The sequence below is a fragment of the Paenibacillus sp. AK121 genome, from assembly GCF_019042715.1.
GTDB lineage: Bacteria > Bacillota > Bacilli > Paenibacillales > Paenibacillaceae > Paenibacillus > Paenibacillus polymyxa_C.
In genome coordinates this window covers 28,564-43,033 of record NZ_JAHPJM010000003.1, presented here as the reverse complement: position 1 = coordinate 43,033, position 14,470 = coordinate 28,564, and the positions used below count along the sequence as shown (strand labels likewise).

Genomic DNA, 14,470 nt, shown 5'->3' with positions numbered 1-14,470 from the left:
ATAGGGGAGCTGCTTTGTGATTTTATTACTGATTCTATTTTTAAAATATGAAATGGAGGGAATATTGTGCCACGAGCTTCGGTCATACTGCCAGTTTACAATAATGCGGCTTTTGTCTTGGAAGCAATACACAGTATTTTAACTCAAACTTATTCGGATTTTGAATTAATTGTTATTGATGATGGTTCGACAGATGGATCTACCTTTCTTATTTCACAAATATCAGACCCTAGAGTGATAAAAATCTTCCATAATACCAATCGAGGGTTGATCGCTTCTTTAAACGAAGGATTAAAAAAGGCCAATGGTGAATATATCGTTCGTATGGATAGCGATGATATTTCTACACCAGATCGACTAGCTGTACAAATCGCATTTATGGATCAAAATCCATTGGTTGATGTATGCGGTGCTGCTTTTACTTCATCTAGTGGAGGATCAATAAAGGTAAATCCGGCCAGTCATGACGAAATTAAAACATGGTTGCTATTTCACTGTTGTATCTGCCATCCTGCTGTAATAATGCGCAATAGCATGATCCGTCGGCTTGGCATTCAATATGATAGTAATTATCTCCATGCGGAAGACTACGAGCTGTGGAACCGACTAGCTTTCCAGGTACAAATGGCAAACCTCCCCATAAACGTATTGTATTATCGTCAACACAATGGACAAGTGTCCAATCAGCACAAAGCTATACAAGATGCTACTGCTCGGAGAATTCGTCAAAGACAGTTTAGTAAGTTGGGCTTGGAATTATCAGATGAAGAGAACCAGATTATGCTGGACATTCTTGAGTTTAAAGTTAATCCCTACAATTATGATAGTTACACCAGAGCATTAGGTTTTGCCAACTGGGTGCTAGACCAAAACAGTAAGTATTTAGTTTATAACCAGGAAATGTTAAATATAGCATTTTCGAGGTGCATATCCCATATTCCTTATTGACAGAGAGATAAGCAAGTGATCCTGTTGGACCGATGATACTCTAATGGCACAAGCTTGTAATGTTTTTACACATATATTGGAAGTACAACAATTAAAGGAGGTTAAAACCATGGGTGCATGTGAAGGTGGCTACGGTGTGTGGACTTCTACAGCGGCAATTTTGGTGCTTTTTATCCTCTTGGTTATAATTACTAAAGCATTTTGGATTTAATTTTGTGAAAAATTATAATGTAACACACTTCACTTTTTTTAAGATGGTAAAAGTTGAACCCAATGGCGCATAGGTTATTTGGCAGTAACCATAGTATTCTCTTCCTTTTGGTTAACTAAGTTTTTACAGCCTATTTGGGGATTACTTCCATAATAGGTTGTTGCGCTTATTGGGTTCTACTGTCAGTGATCAGCATAAACCATGTTTACCGAAGTTTTTTTATTTCATTTTATGTTAAAAATGAAATCTCACATTATTCGCATTATATATTGACATATGGTCAATTTTAGAGAAAAATAGATAACAATAATATAAAAATTTTGGAATTTTTATGTGAAGGGTGGATATGACATGAAGCATACACCTACGATTCGGGCGGAATTAGATAGATACCTAAAACAAGAGGGTCTGAACCTAACGCAATTCGGGCATATCGCAGGCATTAATAGGGGGATAGTAAGTGGCATTGTAACAGGAAATAGTTCTATGTCTGTTAACCAAATTGATAGAATCACTGAGGCTATGGGATTACCAGAGGGCTATTTTTACGACTTATATGTAGAAAACTATATTATCGACATTCCCCCTAATATGAGGCGAATCGAACCATTTTTGTATCGCTGTGCAGAGTTGGACAAGTTGGATGCGATCCGTCGAGTGGTGGGAGCTATCATGGACAATCTACTCTACTCACCCAAGCTATTTGACATTGCAGAAGAATTGTTAGCGCAGGGACGATATGATGCTGCACTATTGCTCTATGAAAGTGTAGCAGAAGTGGAAAAATATCAACATTCTGAACGCTTGGCCATCTGTCAATATCGTATTTTCGCGATTCAGATTGATGACGATCAAAGCCGCAATCTTAGGGCAGCCATACTTTTCGAGCCTTATGTCGAGCGCCTAGATGAAATAGAACAACTTGATGCATTGAAGGACTTAGCTAATGTGTACAGGTCTTTGCGTAAATGGGATAAGGTTGATGAAATAGCGAGAAAATTGAGAGCAAAAGCTGAAATCCAATACACTTTGAAACATCAACAGAAGAAACTAAAGGATGACGAGTCTAAAAATAGTTTAAGTCGCCCCATGTTTGTATATATTACCTATGCTGACCTGTTGTGTGCAAGTGTCTGTGATGCCCAAGGCGATTATCAACAAGCTCTACAATATACATATGCCTATGCAGACTTGGAGTGGGTTAGAGAGACTGATGATGATACCCTATATTGGGTAGAAATGTATCAAGACTGGGCACGATGCAATATTTACGTTAATAAACTCCTATCTGGAGATACAAGTGTGCTTGCAGATTATGTTGAATACATAGCTGAAACAGCACATACTGTGGAGGATGAAAAACTCTCAAAGTTGTTGAACGTTATGATAGCGGCTAACCGATATAATTTGAATGTAGATGATGTACTATCACGATTTAAGATAGACATTGATGCCTTTACCCAACTTCCGCTATCTACTGATATGTACACCCAACAAGTGGTACCTGACTATATTGCATGGTTTTGTTACGAAGTGGCCTACTATTATTTAAACAGGGGGAAGTACAATGATGGTTTTAAACAATTATTATGTGCTATGGTAAAAGCACATATACTAAACAATGAAACATACTTTATAAACTGTACGGGTCTCTTTGCACATTTCCAAGCATACGCGTCTCCAGAGGCCAGAGAAGAGTATTTTAAACTATCAGAAAAGGTGTGGTTAGACAATGTTGAAAAAAATGACACTGTTAATCGTTGCAAGTAGCTTTTTGTTTTTTCCCGTCCTGACGCAACATATTCAGATCCTTGTACAGGTTGGAGGTTCTTAAATGCAAAAGCTCTACTAACCTTATGGTTGGTAGAGCTTTTTAGTTAAAGGGATTGTTACACATGCCCCGAATGAGTCACTGAATGTTCAGTTTTAAAGCATACATATAAATATTTTGATGGCACAAAGTTATGACAAATTATATCTTCCCATGAAATGAGGTTTTTTAATGATTTTTGATCTAAGAGGGTCTGAATCTATGACACCGCAGGTGGGCATCTTTTATTCAATGGTGGAGGGTAATTACAACCGATTAAAATCCATCGTTCAAGATATGCAGCAAAGCGAGTTAGATTATAAAGGGCCAGATCATAAGTATAACAGCACTTCCCAGTTGATTAGGCATTTGTCATATGTGGACTTGAAATGGGTTTACAGAATTAAAGGAGAAGATATTCCTGAATATCTTGAGGAAAAGTATGGTCCTATGGTTGATAAACATAATAATATTCCGCAAAGTAGGGATAATTCACTTAAGGATCTCTTAGCGGATTATAATTTTGTGATTAATTTATTGGAATCTGGCACATATCTGATCATAGCCGGTATCACCAAGCAAATATAAATCAACTTCGGAAATGGTATAATGGTGTTCGGAAGTTCGGAATGGCCTGTTCTATGTCTTTCTACGGTTTATTAACTTCAATTCTTAGCCATGCTATTAGCGATCATTCATTATTTGAAGCATATTTAGAAATTTCTATAAAGAACTTTGTTGTGGCCTATCCATTACAATTATTGGTTATGGGTCCAGCTGTTCGAGCCTTGTTTATAAAATTTATAAAGAAAAGCGGACAAGTGGGACCAAAGCTGATACAAGTTTGAGGAAGCTATAACTGGCGGGATTGGTAGTTTGGTGATCATTTAACACAAAAAAAGCAGGAAGAATTCTTCCTGCTTTTTGCTTGAAAATAATTATTAACGTCTGCGTTGTCTATCATTCACGCTAAACAGATTAACAGCCAGTGCGTTACCTCTTGCACGCGCAGTGGCTCTTTGGTTGGAACGGATGTTTAATCTTCTTCTTCTCAATTCACGGTTGCTGTGTCTTCTGCTCATAATATCACCTCCCTTCAAAGAAATGAAGGTACGGTTAAATCTTAATGATGTTTATGCTTACGCTTGGAAATTTTGATATTTAATGCGTTAGTTGCGAGTGCATTTCCGCTTCCTGTTTTAGCAGCTGCGGCTTGAAAGACTTTAACGACCAGATATCTGTTTTTCCCGATGCGATGCTTATACGTTTTAACTCTATTTCTGATCATCTGCATAACTCCTTTACTTTAGGTCTGCTATATACATATGTCAATTGTGCTAGTAATGTATCAGCATCAATCTACTAAAGACAAAAAGAAGCTAGTACCTATGTTCCTAAATGTTTTTAAAAAAACTCATGCTAGCCTGCGTTCGCCTTCCCAACTTTACGTTATAGGGGAAGGCTACAGTAGGTTCACATGAGTCAAATTTCCATTTGTTTAGCTAATAAAAGTAAACAGTTCAAGATCAGAGGGGACTATTTCGGATAATGGGGGGATATAATAGTAGAGACAATATAGGTTGCTGAAAAGGAAAGAATAGTTGTGAGACACACATAGTAAACATAATAACAATATAAAACCGGCTCGCCTAGGCGGCCGGTTTTATATTCGTGGTAGTATAACGGGGAAGAAAGCACGATAAATCAGTGGAAGTCCCGGAAGAGTCCAACAACCTTGCCCAATATGCTGACGTGTGTCAGGCGAAGCGGTTCAAAGGCTGGATTTTCAGGTTGAAGCCGGATATGATCTTTTTCTTTGTAAAAGGTTTTAACTGTTGCCTCGTCTTCATCTGTCATAGCTACTACAATGTCTCCGTTATCAGCTGTCTGCTGCTGACGTACGATTACATAGTCTCCGTTAGCAATACCAGCTTCAATCATGCTTTCGCCTACAACAGATAACATGAATATTTTATCCTCACCAACAAAGTGTTGGGGAAGAGGAAAGTAATCTTCAATATTTTCTGTCGCCGTAATAGGAAGACCAGCGGTTACTTTGCCGACGACGGGAACACGACTAATGGAGTAATTAATCAAGTTGCTGTTATCCGATTCGTCTTGACCAAGTAATTCAATAGCCCGTGGTTTCGTAGGATCGCGGCGAATGAGTCCTTTTTTCTCCAAACGATCCAAATGACCGTGAACCGTAGAACTGGAGGCCAATCCGACTGCCTCGCCTATTTCGCGCACAGAAGGGGGGTATCCCTTTAGACGCACTTCATTGCGGATAAATTCAAGAATGGCCTGCTGGCGGCTCGAAATCTTAGACATACCGTATCAACCCCATTTAGTAACGTTTGGGAAAATTATAGCATAGAACCTCCGTTCGTACAAACATAAGTTCTAAATAATCCCTAAAAATATTTACGAACTTTTGTTCTGTTTTCTATTGAACAAAACAAACGTTCGTGTTATATTGTGAAAAACATAAGAACAAACGTTTGGAGGACGCGGCCAATTATGAAATATAGCACTTATCAAAGTATTTTCCCGATGAACTTAGAGAATTTACAGGAGACCCGAAAAGAGGGTAAGGTGCGTTTGTTACAGGTTATTACCAATACTCTTTTACTCAAGCTTCTTATTCTAGTAATTATCGTTTGGGTTGCAGGGGCAGGTGTACTTACGGTTTTCGCAGCACCTTCAGTTTCTAATAAAGAGGTGATTAAGCTGACTGTACAACCTGGAGATACGTTATGGAAGATTGCCGTGAATCATAAACCGGAACGAATGGATACACGGGTATATATTGAAGGAATTATGCGTATTAACGATTTGGAGGATCGGGGAGTGCAGGCAGGTCAGGTGCTTAAGCTTCCACACTTCTGATCTATAAGACTATAGAGCTTGTCAAGGAGCGCAATGCGGGAGCCTTGACAAGCTCTTTTCTACATGTCAAAGTGTATTATATCTTTGCTTTTATGGAGGGGACACAATTTGGATATAGACAGCTTGGTACAGCGCATTAATGAATTAGCGCGCAAAGCAAAAGCCGAAGGATTGACAGAAGAGGAAACCACAGAGCGCGCCAACCTTCGGGAAATTTATTTAGGCAACATTCGCCGTAATTTTCGGCAGCAGCTTGAAACCATTGAATTTGTGGACGATGATACGTCGAAGGGAAATGGCGGGCTGAAGCATTAATGTCGCTAAAGCCTGCATCATTTGCCTTTGTTTTAGGTATCTTTCCTGGTATCTATATAGATCAGCTTTAAGGCAGTTGCTTTAATGTAATATTTATTGGGAAGGGAATTGAGAGATGGCCCGATCATTTGAAAGAAAAGTACGTAAAAACACAGCGCATTTAAATAAAACGCGCAAGAAACAAGGCATTCAAACCATTAACGGCGCAGGTTCAGCAATGGACATTTTCCGTGGCCGTAATATTACTGTGCCAATCATGCTGGCTGGTCTTGCTGTATTGTACATGCTTATGAGTTACTTTTTGACTAAGACCGGCATGCGGGGAATGGACTGGCTGGTATTTGGCTTGTACTTGATGCTGGCTGTAATCTTCTTCATTCGCCGTCCTTATTTAAAAGTGGGAAAAGATACCCTCTATATGTTAAAAGGTGGCAGAGAACGGCCGATGACGGCAGGGGACATGAAAGCCATCAAAATTGAAAAGGGTTACGTTACCGTTGAAAGAAAAGGGAAGGGCGGTAATTTTATTTTTACAAAATCACTGGGACGCTACGATACGGATGCCATCGCAGAGCGTCTTGAAAAGTTTGCACTATCCAATCAGATACAGGTAGATAAGAAATAACCGATTTAGCCTGTAGCTCTGTAAGTAAGGCCGTATGATGTTATTTTTTCATATAACATGGTGCGGCCACTTGCTTAATATGGGCACACATAACGATCTGATTCGTGACCAAACAGACAATCTTACATATACAGTGGAAAGAGAGTGGATAATTCATATGACGATTCAGGCGATAATGTTTGATCTTGATGATACCCTTCTGTGGGATGAACGTAGTGTAGAAGAGGCATTTGATGCAGCGTGTCAAACAGGCTCCCGAGAAACAGGCGCTGATCCGAAAACGCTGGAAGAAGCCGTACGCAAGGAAGCGCGCGCTTTGTATGAGTCCTATGAAACCTTTAGTTTTACTCAAATGATTGGCATTAATCCGTTTGAAGGACTGTGGGCGAATTTTACAGCAGGTGAGCAACCTGAATTCCGCCAATTGGAACAGTTGGCTCCTGCTTATCGTAAGGAATCATGGCGCAGAGGGCTTCAGCAACTGGGGATATATAATGAGGAGTTGGCGGAAAAGCTAGCTGCCCAATTTGCTTCGGAAAGACGTGCACGTCCACATGTATATGAAGAAACGTTTGAGATTCTGGAACAATTGAAGGGGCAATACAAGCTGTTATTGCTGACAAATGGTTCCCCTGATCTACAACAGGAGAAGCTGGATGGAGTTCCTCAATTGGCTCCTTTTTTTGATCATGTTGTTATTTCAGGTTCTTTTGGTCGGGGCAAGCCTGATCCTTCTATATTCCAGCATGCTTTGGGCCTTCTAGGAATTGAACCTGGACAAGCTTTAATGGTAGGAGATAAGCTGACGACTGATATTCAAGGGGCTTTGGCAGCTGGTGTACATTCGGTGTGGGTGAATCGGAACGATAAAACCAATACTACAGAAATCAAGCCGAAGTTCCAAATCAAGCATTTGTTTGAGTTGCATGGAATTATTCAATCTTTAAAGTGAGAAATCTACAGTTTTCTAAAACAAGTATCAAGAAAACTCCCTTCGCTCGATATGCTACAGAGCAGAGGGAGTTTTCTTATTGACACCATAGATCTTAATTATGCTGTAGTGAATGTTGGATCTTCGAACGGTTCGGCAATCCAGCCATTTTCTTCGATGAACAAGCGGACTGCGACGATCTTTTGATTTTCCATTAAAGTGAAGAAGTGAGGTGTATTTTCAGGTACGGAAATAACGTCACCTGGTGAAAGCTCTACATTAAAATAGCCGATCTCTTCAGAGCCTTTAATGATGAAAATGCCTTTACCAGCAACAATGGCACGGATCTCATCCTCGGTATGGGTGTGAATTTGCTCGAACTTGGCCAGCAGCTCCTCCAGATTCGGCGTTGCTTCAGATAAGGTGATAACGTCCCATATTTTATATCCACGACGTGCGGCTAAATCCTTGATTTCAGGTTCAAATGTTTTAAGAACAGCGGCTTTTTGATCATCTGTCAGAGTAAAGTTTTCTTGCAGCTCCCTTGGCAGCTTGGAGGCATCCCAGTGTTCATACAATACCTGGTGGCTCTCCAAAAATTCACGTACCTGTTCTTCACCACTAATTCGCTCATTCGTATTGCGTATAAAAATTTCTGCCATGTATAAATCCCTCTTTTCCACTTGGATTAATGTTGTATAAAGAATACCATGTCTTATCCAGTTGCACAATACAGGCTGAAACATTTATATGGGAACGACTATAGCTAAACGATACAGTTTAAAGACGTTCGTCTATAACGATGCATACTACAAAAATAGATCAGCTAAGTCGTTTATGAAGAAGAATAGCCTGCATAAAACGTATGTTTTTACTTCAATCTATCTAAATGATACGGTTTCTGCTAAACTAGGATTTAACGTTTTGCGGGGGTGAAGAAATTTTGGATAAAGTTAGCTTGCAGGATGCGTTACAACGAAGAATACTCCTTCTTGATGGGGCTATGGGTACTATGATTCAGCAGGAAGACCTTTCTCCCGCTGATTTTGGTGGAGAAGAGTTGGAAGGCTGCAACGAGATGTTGGTCTTAACGAGACCGGATGTCATTCAAGGGATTCATGAAGCATACTTGGAGGCCGGGGCAGACCTGATTGAAACGAATACATTTGGAGCAACATCCGTCGTTTTGGCGGATTACGATATACCAGAACGTGCCCGTGAAATTAATCTGGTGGCGGCCAAACTGGCACGTAACGCGGTGGATAAATACAGCACTGCGGACAAGCCTCGTTTTGTTGTAGGAGCTATGGGTCCAACCACGAAAACCTTGTCTGTCACAGGCGGTGTTACATTTGTAGAGCTGATTGAAAGCTATCAGGAGCAGGCTTTGGCGCTTATTGAAGGCGGGGTGGATGTTCTTCTGTTGGAGACCTCACAGGATACGCTTAACGTTAAGGCAGGCAGCATTGGAATTCGTCAGGCTTTTGAGCAGACAGGGATTGAGCTTCCGTTAATGATTTCTGGCACGATTGAACCGATGGGAACAACGTTGGCCGGACAAAATATCGAATCCTTCTGCATATCACTCGAACATTTAAACCCAATCTCGATTGGACTGAATTGTGCTACAGGTCCAGAGTTTATGCGTGATCATATTCGTTCTTTGTCTGAAATGTCCTCTGCAGCTATTAGTTGTTATCCAAATGCGGGCTTGCCCGATGAAAATGGTCAATACCATGAATCGCCGGATTCATTAGCTCGTAAAATGGCTGCTTTCGCTGAAAAAGGCTGGTTGAATATTGCAGGAGGCTGTTGCGGTACTACACCAGAGCATATAAGAGTAATGAGTGAAAGTATGGCGCAGTTTGAGCCTCGCCAGCTCGTAGGTCATCATCATCCTCCTGCCGTATCAGGCATTGAGCCAGTATATATTGAACAGGATAATCGTCCGTATATGGTTGGTGAGCGAACAAATGTTCTTGGTTCCCGGAAATTCAAGCGTTTGATCGTAGAAGGCAAATATGAAGAGGCGTCTGAAATTGCCCGCGCTCAGGTAAAAAGCGGAGCACATGTCATTGATATTTGTGTGCAAGATCCGGACCGGGATGAAATGATTGATATGGAAGCGTTCTTGAAACTGGTTGTAAACAAGGTGAAAGTACCATTGGTGATTGATACCACGGATATTAAAGTTATCGATAAAGCACTTCAATATTCGCAAGGTAAGGCAATTATTAATTCCATTAATTTGGAGGATGGTGAAGAAAAATTTGAGAAAATGGCTCCTATTATTCATAAATACGGCGCTGCTGTTGTTGTCGGAACGATTGATGAACGTGGACAGGCAATTGCGCGTGAGGATAAGCTTGAGGTAGCTAAACGTTCTTATGATCTGTTGGTGAACCGTTACGGTCTGGCAGCGGAGGATATCATTTTTGATACTCTCGTATTCCCAGTAGGAACAGGGGATGAACAATATATCGGTTCGGCTAAGGAAACGATTGAGGGCATACGTATCATTAAAGAAGCCCTTCCTGGGGTTCATACCATATTGGGCATCAGTAACGTATCCTTTGGTTTACCGGAAGCGGGTCGTGAAGTGCTCAATTCTGTCTATTTGTATGAATGCACCAAAGCGGGACTGGATTATGCAATTGTAAATACAGAGAAGCTTGAACGCTATGCATCTATCCCCGAGCATGAACGGAAATTGGCGGAAGATCTGATCTATAATACAAATGACGATACTTTATCTGCATTTGTAGCAGCTTTTCGTAACAAGAAAGTGGAGAAAAAAGAGAAGATATCAAACCTTTCGCTCGAAGAACGGCTGGCTTCCTATGTAGTGGAGGGAAGTAAGGAGGGACTGATCCCCGATCTGGAGCAAGCTCTCGCCAAATATTCTTCTCTGGAGATTATTAACGGACCGCTAATGAAAGGGATGGAAGAAGTAGGACGTCTGTTTAACAACAACGAGCTGATTGTTGCGGAGGTTCTGCAAAGCGCTGAAGTAATGAAAGCATCCGTGGCTTATTTAGAGCCGTTCATGGAGAAGAATGAATCCTCGGTAAAAGGTAAGATTTTGTTGGCTACGGTCAAAGGTGATGTGCATGATATAGGTAAAAATCTGGTGGAGATTATTCTATCCAATAATGGTTACCATATTGTAAATCTGGGTATAAAAGTACCACCAGAACGCATCATTGAGGCTTATCGTGAAGAAAAGGCTGACATGATCGGCCTGTCCGGTCTGCTTGTTAAATCGGCACAACAAATGGTGCTAACCGCGCAGGATTTGAAAAATGCGAACATTGATATTCCAATAATGGTTGGTGGAGCTGCCTTAACGCGTAAGTTTACTAAAAATCGTATTCGTCCTGAATATGATGGACTGGTAGCCTACGCGAAAGATGCTATGGATGGTCTGGATATTGCCAATAAGCTTATGGACCCTGAGTCCCGTAAAAAAATGGCCGAGGACATGAAGGCTGAGCAAGAGGCAGAAGCGGCAACAGTTGTGGAAGCCAAGCCGCTCCCTAAGCTAACTCGGGCTGTACGCTCTAACATTGCTCAGGATTTGCCCGTCTATATCCCACCGGATACGGATCGCCATGTACTGCGTAACTACCCACTGAACTATATTCTGCCTTATGTGAATATGCAGATGCTGATGGGACATCATCTTGGCTTAAAAGGGAATGTAGAGCAACTGCTAGCTTCGGGGGACCCGAAAGCGATTCAGTTGAAGGAAACCGTGGACAGCATCATGTTTGAAGCTGTTACAGACGGAATTATTAAGGCGAGTGCTATGTATCGGTTCTTCCCGGCTCAGTCCCAAGGAAACCAAATTCTAATCTATGATCCGTCGGATGTAAGTAAAGTACTGCACACATTTACGTTTCCACGTCAGCAGGTAGAGCCTTATCTATGTCTGGCTGATTTTTTGAAATCTGTGGAATCAGGGGTTATGGACTATGTAGGTTTCATGGTTGTTACCGCTGGTCATGGTATACAGAAGCTATCTACCCAGTGGAAAGAAAAAGGAGATTATCTGCGCTCACATGCACTTCAAGCGGTAGCGCTCGAAGTGGCAGAAGGACTAGCAGAACGGCTTCACCATATTATCAGGGATAGCTGGGGTTTCCCGGATCCTGCCGATATGACGATGAAACAGCGGCACGGAGCCAGATATCAAGGTATTCGGGTATCCTTTGGCTATCCGGCATGTCCGGATCTGGAGGATCAGGGACCGTTGTTCCAATTGTTAAAACCTGAGGACATTGGCGTTGAACTAACAGAAGGGTTTATGATGGAACCGGAGGCTTCAGTATCAGCCATGGTGTTCAGCCACCCTCAGGCGCAGTATTTTAACGTCGAAAAGGTTTAACACCTTTATCAGATGGGATAGCAAATACCCTCCGAGCTTCGGAGGTTTTTTGCTGGTCAGCAGGAAGAAGGTAAATGTCATGGAATTATATTTTCTCGGTACAAATGCAGGGGTACCTACAATTCAGCGAAATGTAACATCCATTGCTCTTCGTTTACTGGAGGAACGAAGAAGCATGTGGTTGTTTGACTGCGGTGAAGGCACTCAACAGGAAGTATTGCGTTCGCCGCTCAAGCTGAGCAGACTTGAAAAAATATTTATCACTCATTTGCATGGGGATCATCTTTTTGGTCTGCCGGGCCTTTTGTCGAGTAGGGCATATCAGGGGGGTACGGCACCTCTGACTGTATATGGACCGCCTGGGCTTCAACAATATATTGAGCTATCTTTAGGGATCAGCCAATCTCGTATCAATTACCAACTACATATTGTGGAGCATACGGGCGGGGTCCTGTTCGATGATGGTCAATTTCGGGTGGAATCCGCTTTGCTGGATCATCGGATCGACAGTTATGGCTACCGAATTGTAGAGATGGATAAGCCCGGTAAGCTCAACCAAGAACTGTTGGAGCGATACGGGATCAAGCCTGGCCCAGTGTACGGTAAATTAAAGCGTGGAGAAAGTGTGGAAGTAGAGGGTGGAGTTATTCTGAATCCTCAGGATGTATTGGGTTCACCTAAAAAAGGGCGGATCGTCACTATTTTAGGTGACACGAGACCCTGTCCGAATACAGTAGTGCTGGCACGAGATGCAACTGTCGTCGTTCATGAAGCCACATTTCTGCATGATCTGGCGGATACGGCGTACGAGTATCATCATAGTACGGCGCTTCAGGCAGCGGAAGCTGCCAAAGCCGCAGGCGCGGGGCAGTTAATTATGACGCATTTTAGTTCTAGGTATAAAGATCAAGAGCAGCTTCAGCCTTTGCTGGAGGAAGCGCGAAGCCTATTCCCCAATTCATTGCTTGCGGAGCAGCATGTGTTGTTACCGGTACCTGATATCGGTCAATAAACGATTGGAGAGAAAGGTATGTGCTTAGGTGCCGGGGCTTGCTCCGGTGCTTTTCTTTTTCACTAGAAATTATTTTCCGGGAAAGCGCAGGATGCGACAAGAGGTGAGACGTATCAGTATGAGGATGAATAAAATTGTTCTACCACATATGGAGGTATGTCATATTTGAGTTTCTATATATCGAATTTAAAGGATTTAGTTGCTTGAGTATGCCCAGAAAATACAGGAAGTTTTCTTTGAAGACGTAGCATCTTCGATGGAATTCGACGAAGAAATGATCTTATGCTATGGGGAAGCGACGGCTTTTAGCGAGGGTTGACGCTATTTTGGATGGTTTACCAGCAATTCATGGACTTCATGAGCATTTTTGACTTAAGATAGATGAGATGAGTGGAAATGACCGATTATTTAATGACCTGAGTCATTCAGGTGGTTAAATAAAAAGGAGAACACCATTCATGGGGTGAATTATTATTTTCAAGGTTATGATGTATGAAATTGAAGTGGGGGAGGGGTTTACGATAAAATCGTTACTAATTGATCTGGATGGAACCCTTTATCATGGTAATCGGATGATCAAGGGTGCGGATCTGTTCATTTCCCGATTACGCTCAGAGCAGATACCTTATGCATATGTCACAAACAATGCTTCACGTACACCCGAATCGGTGGCTGAGCATTTGATTGGTATGGGAATTGAAGCAGCTAGTCATGAAGTATATACTTCAGCGTTAGCAGCTGCACAATATGTTGCACAGCAAAGCCCTGGAGCTCATGTATATTGTATTGGTGAAACGGGATTACGCGAGGCACTCACGGGGGCTGGCTTGCAGCTTGTTCAGAACCATCCTGATTATGTGGTACAGGGGATAGATCGTCAATTTACATATGAAACGCTGGCAGCTGCCATGCGTTGGATTCGTGAGGGAGCCACATTTATTTTGACAAATCCGGATCTACAATTGCCTTCGCATGACGGACTTACACCAGGTGCAGGTACAATTGGAGCTGCCATTGAAGCTGCTTCACAGGTCAAACCGATCGTCATCGGCAAGCCTTCAAGCGTGCTAATGAATTATGCACTGAATCGCTTGAACATTAGAGCGGATGAAGCTCTGGTTGTGGGCGATAATATGCTTACAGATATTGCGGCAGGTGCAGCAGCAGGTTGTAAGACAGCTTTGATTCTGTCAGGCGTGACGACTCGCGCTAATATGGATGAACATATTCGTGCCGTTGGAGTGAAACCTGACCTGATGTTTGAAAATTTGGACGAACTGCAGGAATGGATGAAAGAAGAGCTGAAGTCATAAAAAATATATGTTTTAGAAATTTGCGAGAA

The 14,470-nt window shown here is 41.9% G+C and carries 15 protein-coding genes and 1 pseudogene; 12 read left to right on the top strand and 4 right to left on the bottom strand.

All coding sequences use genetic code 11. The annotated features are described in order from the left end of the window. Window positions 1–66: 66 nt before the first annotated feature. The 5 genes and pseudogenes from KSP24_RS06440 to KSP24_RS25715 all read left to right on the top strand — a co-directional run bounded on the left by KSP24_RS06440 (window position 67) and on the right by KSP24_RS25715 (window position 3,817). Window positions 67–948 carry a glycosyltransferase family 2 protein gene (locus KSP24_RS06440; RefSeq protein WP_216974751.1) on the top strand — a complete coding sequence of 294 codons (882 nt, stop codon included), beginning with the start codon at window positions 67–69 and terminating at the stop codon, window positions 946–948. A gap of 109 nt (window positions 949–1,057) precedes the next feature. Further along, entirely contained in the window at window positions 1,058–1,159 is a 102-nt protein-coding gene (locus KSP24_RS25190) for a sporulation protein YjcZ (RefSeq protein ID WP_080683377.1), read from the top strand. Between the two features lie 351 nt (window positions 1,160–1,510). Next, on the top strand, window positions 1,511–2,929 hold the full coding sequence (locus KSP24_RS06435) for a helix-turn-helix transcriptional regulator (protein WP_216974750.1): 1,419 nt from the start codon (window positions 1,511–1,513) through the stop codon (window positions 2,927–2,929). A gap of 232 nt (window positions 2,930–3,161) precedes the next feature. Continuing rightward, window positions 3,162–3,598, top strand: a pseudogene (locus KSP24_RS25185) (DinB family protein); the annotation flags it as partial. Next, window positions 3,599–3,817, top strand: coding sequence for a DUF2798 domain-containing protein (locus tag KSP24_RS25715; RefSeq protein WP_483311487.1), 219 nt, complete (start codon window positions 3,599–3,601; stop codon window positions 3,815–3,817). It begins immediately after the preceding pseudogene. A 93-nt stretch (window positions 3,818–3,910) separates the two neighbouring features. On the opposite strand, the gene KSP24_RS06425 is transcribed toward KSP24_RS25715, so the two are convergent. From KSP24_RS06425 to lexA, 3 genes are all read right to left on the bottom strand, one after another. Beyond that, the gene (locus KSP24_RS06425; protein ID WP_167347010.1) at window positions 3,911–4,051 is read right to left on the bottom strand and encodes a hypothetical protein; all 141 of its coding nucleotides are present in this window, start codon (window positions 4,049–4,051) and stop codon (window positions 3,911–3,913) included. A gap of 41 nt (window positions 4,052–4,092) precedes the next feature. Then, on the bottom strand, window positions 4,093–4,257 hold the full coding sequence (locus KSP24_RS06420) for a hypothetical protein (RefSeq protein WP_016821950.1): 165 nt from the start codon (window positions 4,255–4,257) through the stop codon (window positions 4,093–4,095). A gap of 416 nt (window positions 4,258–4,673) precedes the next feature. Further along, a complete protein-coding gene (gene lexA / locus KSP24_RS06415) occupies window positions 4,674–5,300 on the bottom strand; it encodes a transcriptional repressor LexA (protein WP_013310545.1) in 627 nt (208 codons plus the stop codon). Between the two features lie 189 nt (window positions 5,301–5,489). Between lexA and KSP24_RS06410 the strand changes: the two genes are divergently transcribed. The 4 genes from KSP24_RS06410 (at window position 5,490) to KSP24_RS06395 (ending at window position 7,750) form a co-directional block, all read left to right on the top strand. Then, a complete protein-coding gene (locus KSP24_RS06410; RefSeq protein ID WP_216974749.1) occupies window positions 5,490–5,858 on the top strand; it encodes a LysM peptidoglycan-binding domain-containing protein in 369 nt (122 codons plus the stop codon). A gap of 108 nt (window positions 5,859–5,966) precedes the next feature. After that, on the top strand, window positions 5,967–6,173 hold the full coding sequence (locus tag KSP24_RS06405) for a DUF896 domain-containing protein (RefSeq protein ID WP_016821948.1): 207 nt from the start codon (window positions 5,967–5,969) through the stop codon (window positions 6,171–6,173). A 115-nt stretch (window positions 6,174–6,288) separates the two neighbouring features. Next, entirely contained in the window at window positions 6,289–6,798 is a 510-nt protein-coding gene (locus KSP24_RS06400; RefSeq protein WP_013371492.1) for a hypothetical protein, read from the top strand. A 157-nt stretch (window positions 6,799–6,955) separates the two neighbouring features. Beyond that, window positions 6,956–7,750 (top strand): HAD family hydrolase, encoded by a 795-nt coding sequence (locus KSP24_RS06395; protein ID WP_216974914.1) that lies wholly within the window; start codon window positions 6,956–6,958, stop codon window positions 7,748–7,750. A 98-nt stretch (window positions 7,751–7,848) separates the two neighbouring features. Here the strand turns inward: KSP24_RS06395 and KSP24_RS06390 are convergent, their stop codons facing one another. Beyond that, complete coding sequence (locus tag KSP24_RS06390; RefSeq protein ID WP_216974748.1) at window positions 7,849–8,391, bottom strand: 1,2-dihydroxy-3-keto-5-methylthiopentene dioxygenase; 543 nt, start codon at window positions 8,389–8,391, stop codon at window positions 7,849–7,851. A 281-nt stretch (window positions 8,392–8,672) separates the two neighbouring features. Here KSP24_RS06390 and metH point away from each other — a divergent pair, with 281 nt between their 5' ends. From metH to KSP24_RS06375, 3 genes are all read left to right on the top strand, one after another. After that, window positions 8,673–12,116: a methionine synthase gene (metH, locus tag KSP24_RS06385; RefSeq protein WP_216974747.1), complete on the top strand. Its 3,444-nt coding sequence runs from the start codon at window positions 8,673–8,675 to the stop codon at window positions 12,114–12,116. Window positions 12,117–12,195: 79 nt separating this feature from the next. Next, window positions 12,196–13,128 (top strand): ribonuclease Z, encoded by a 933-nt coding sequence (rnz, locus tag KSP24_RS06380; RefSeq protein WP_040103578.1) that lies wholly within the window; start codon window positions 12,196–12,198, stop codon window positions 13,126–13,128. A 485-nt stretch (window positions 13,129–13,613) separates the two neighbouring features. Next, window positions 13,614–14,441 carry a TIGR01457 family HAD-type hydrolase gene (locus KSP24_RS06375; protein ID WP_216974746.1) on the top strand — a complete coding sequence of 276 codons (828 nt, stop codon included), beginning with the start codon at window positions 13,614–13,616 and terminating at the stop codon, window positions 14,439–14,441. The last annotated feature ends 29 nt before the right edge of the window (window positions 14,442–14,470 follow it).

What these genes read in the sequence shown, in the direction of transcription:
- KSP24_RS25190 (WP_080683377.1), top strand. Translation starts at nt 1,058, where the DNA reads ATGGGTGCATGTGAAGGTGGCTACGGTGTGTGGACTTCTACAGCGGCA.
- KSP24_RS06435 (WP_216974750.1), top strand. Translation starts at nt 1,511, where the DNA reads ATGAAGCATACACCTACGATTCGGGCGGAATTAGATAGATACCTAAAA.
- KSP24_RS25715 (WP_483311487.1), top strand. Translation starts at nt 3,599, where the DNA reads ATGGCCTGTTCTATGTCTTTCTACGGTTTATTAACTTCAATTCTTAGC.
- KSP24_RS06425 (WP_167347010.1), bottom strand. Translation starts at nt 4,051, where the DNA reads ATGAGCAGAAGACACAGCAACCGTGAATTGAGAAGAAGAAGATTAAAC.
- KSP24_RS06420 (WP_016821950.1), bottom strand. Translation starts at nt 4,257, where the DNA reads ATGATCAGAAATAGAGTTAAAACGTATAAGCATCGCATCGGGAAAAAC.
- lexA (WP_013310545.1), bottom strand. Translation starts at nt 5,300, where the DNA reads ATGTCTAAGATTTCGAGCCGCCAGCAGGCCATTCTTGAATTTATCCGC.
- KSP24_RS06410 (WP_216974749.1), top strand. Translation starts at nt 5,490, where the DNA reads ATGAAATATAGCACTTATCAAAGTATTTTCCCGATGAACTTAGAGAAT.
- KSP24_RS06400 (WP_013371492.1), top strand. Translation starts at nt 6,289, where the DNA reads ATGGCCCGATCATTTGAAAGAAAAGTACGTAAAAACACAGCGCATTTA.
- KSP24_RS06395 (WP_216974914.1), top strand. Translation starts at nt 6,956, where the DNA reads ATGACGATTCAGGCGATAATGTTTGATCTTGATGATACCCTTCTGTGG.
- KSP24_RS06390 (WP_216974748.1), bottom strand. Translation starts at nt 8,391, where the DNA reads ATGGCAGAAATTTTTATACGCAATACGAATGAGCGAATTAGTGGTGAA.
- rnz (WP_040103578.1), top strand. Translation starts at nt 12,196, where the DNA reads ATGGAATTATATTTTCTCGGTACAAATGCAGGGGTACCTACAATTCAG.
- KSP24_RS06375 (WP_216974746.1), top strand. Translation starts at nt 13,614, where the DNA reads ATGATGTATGAAATTGAAGTGGGGGAGGGGTTTACGATAAAATCGTTA.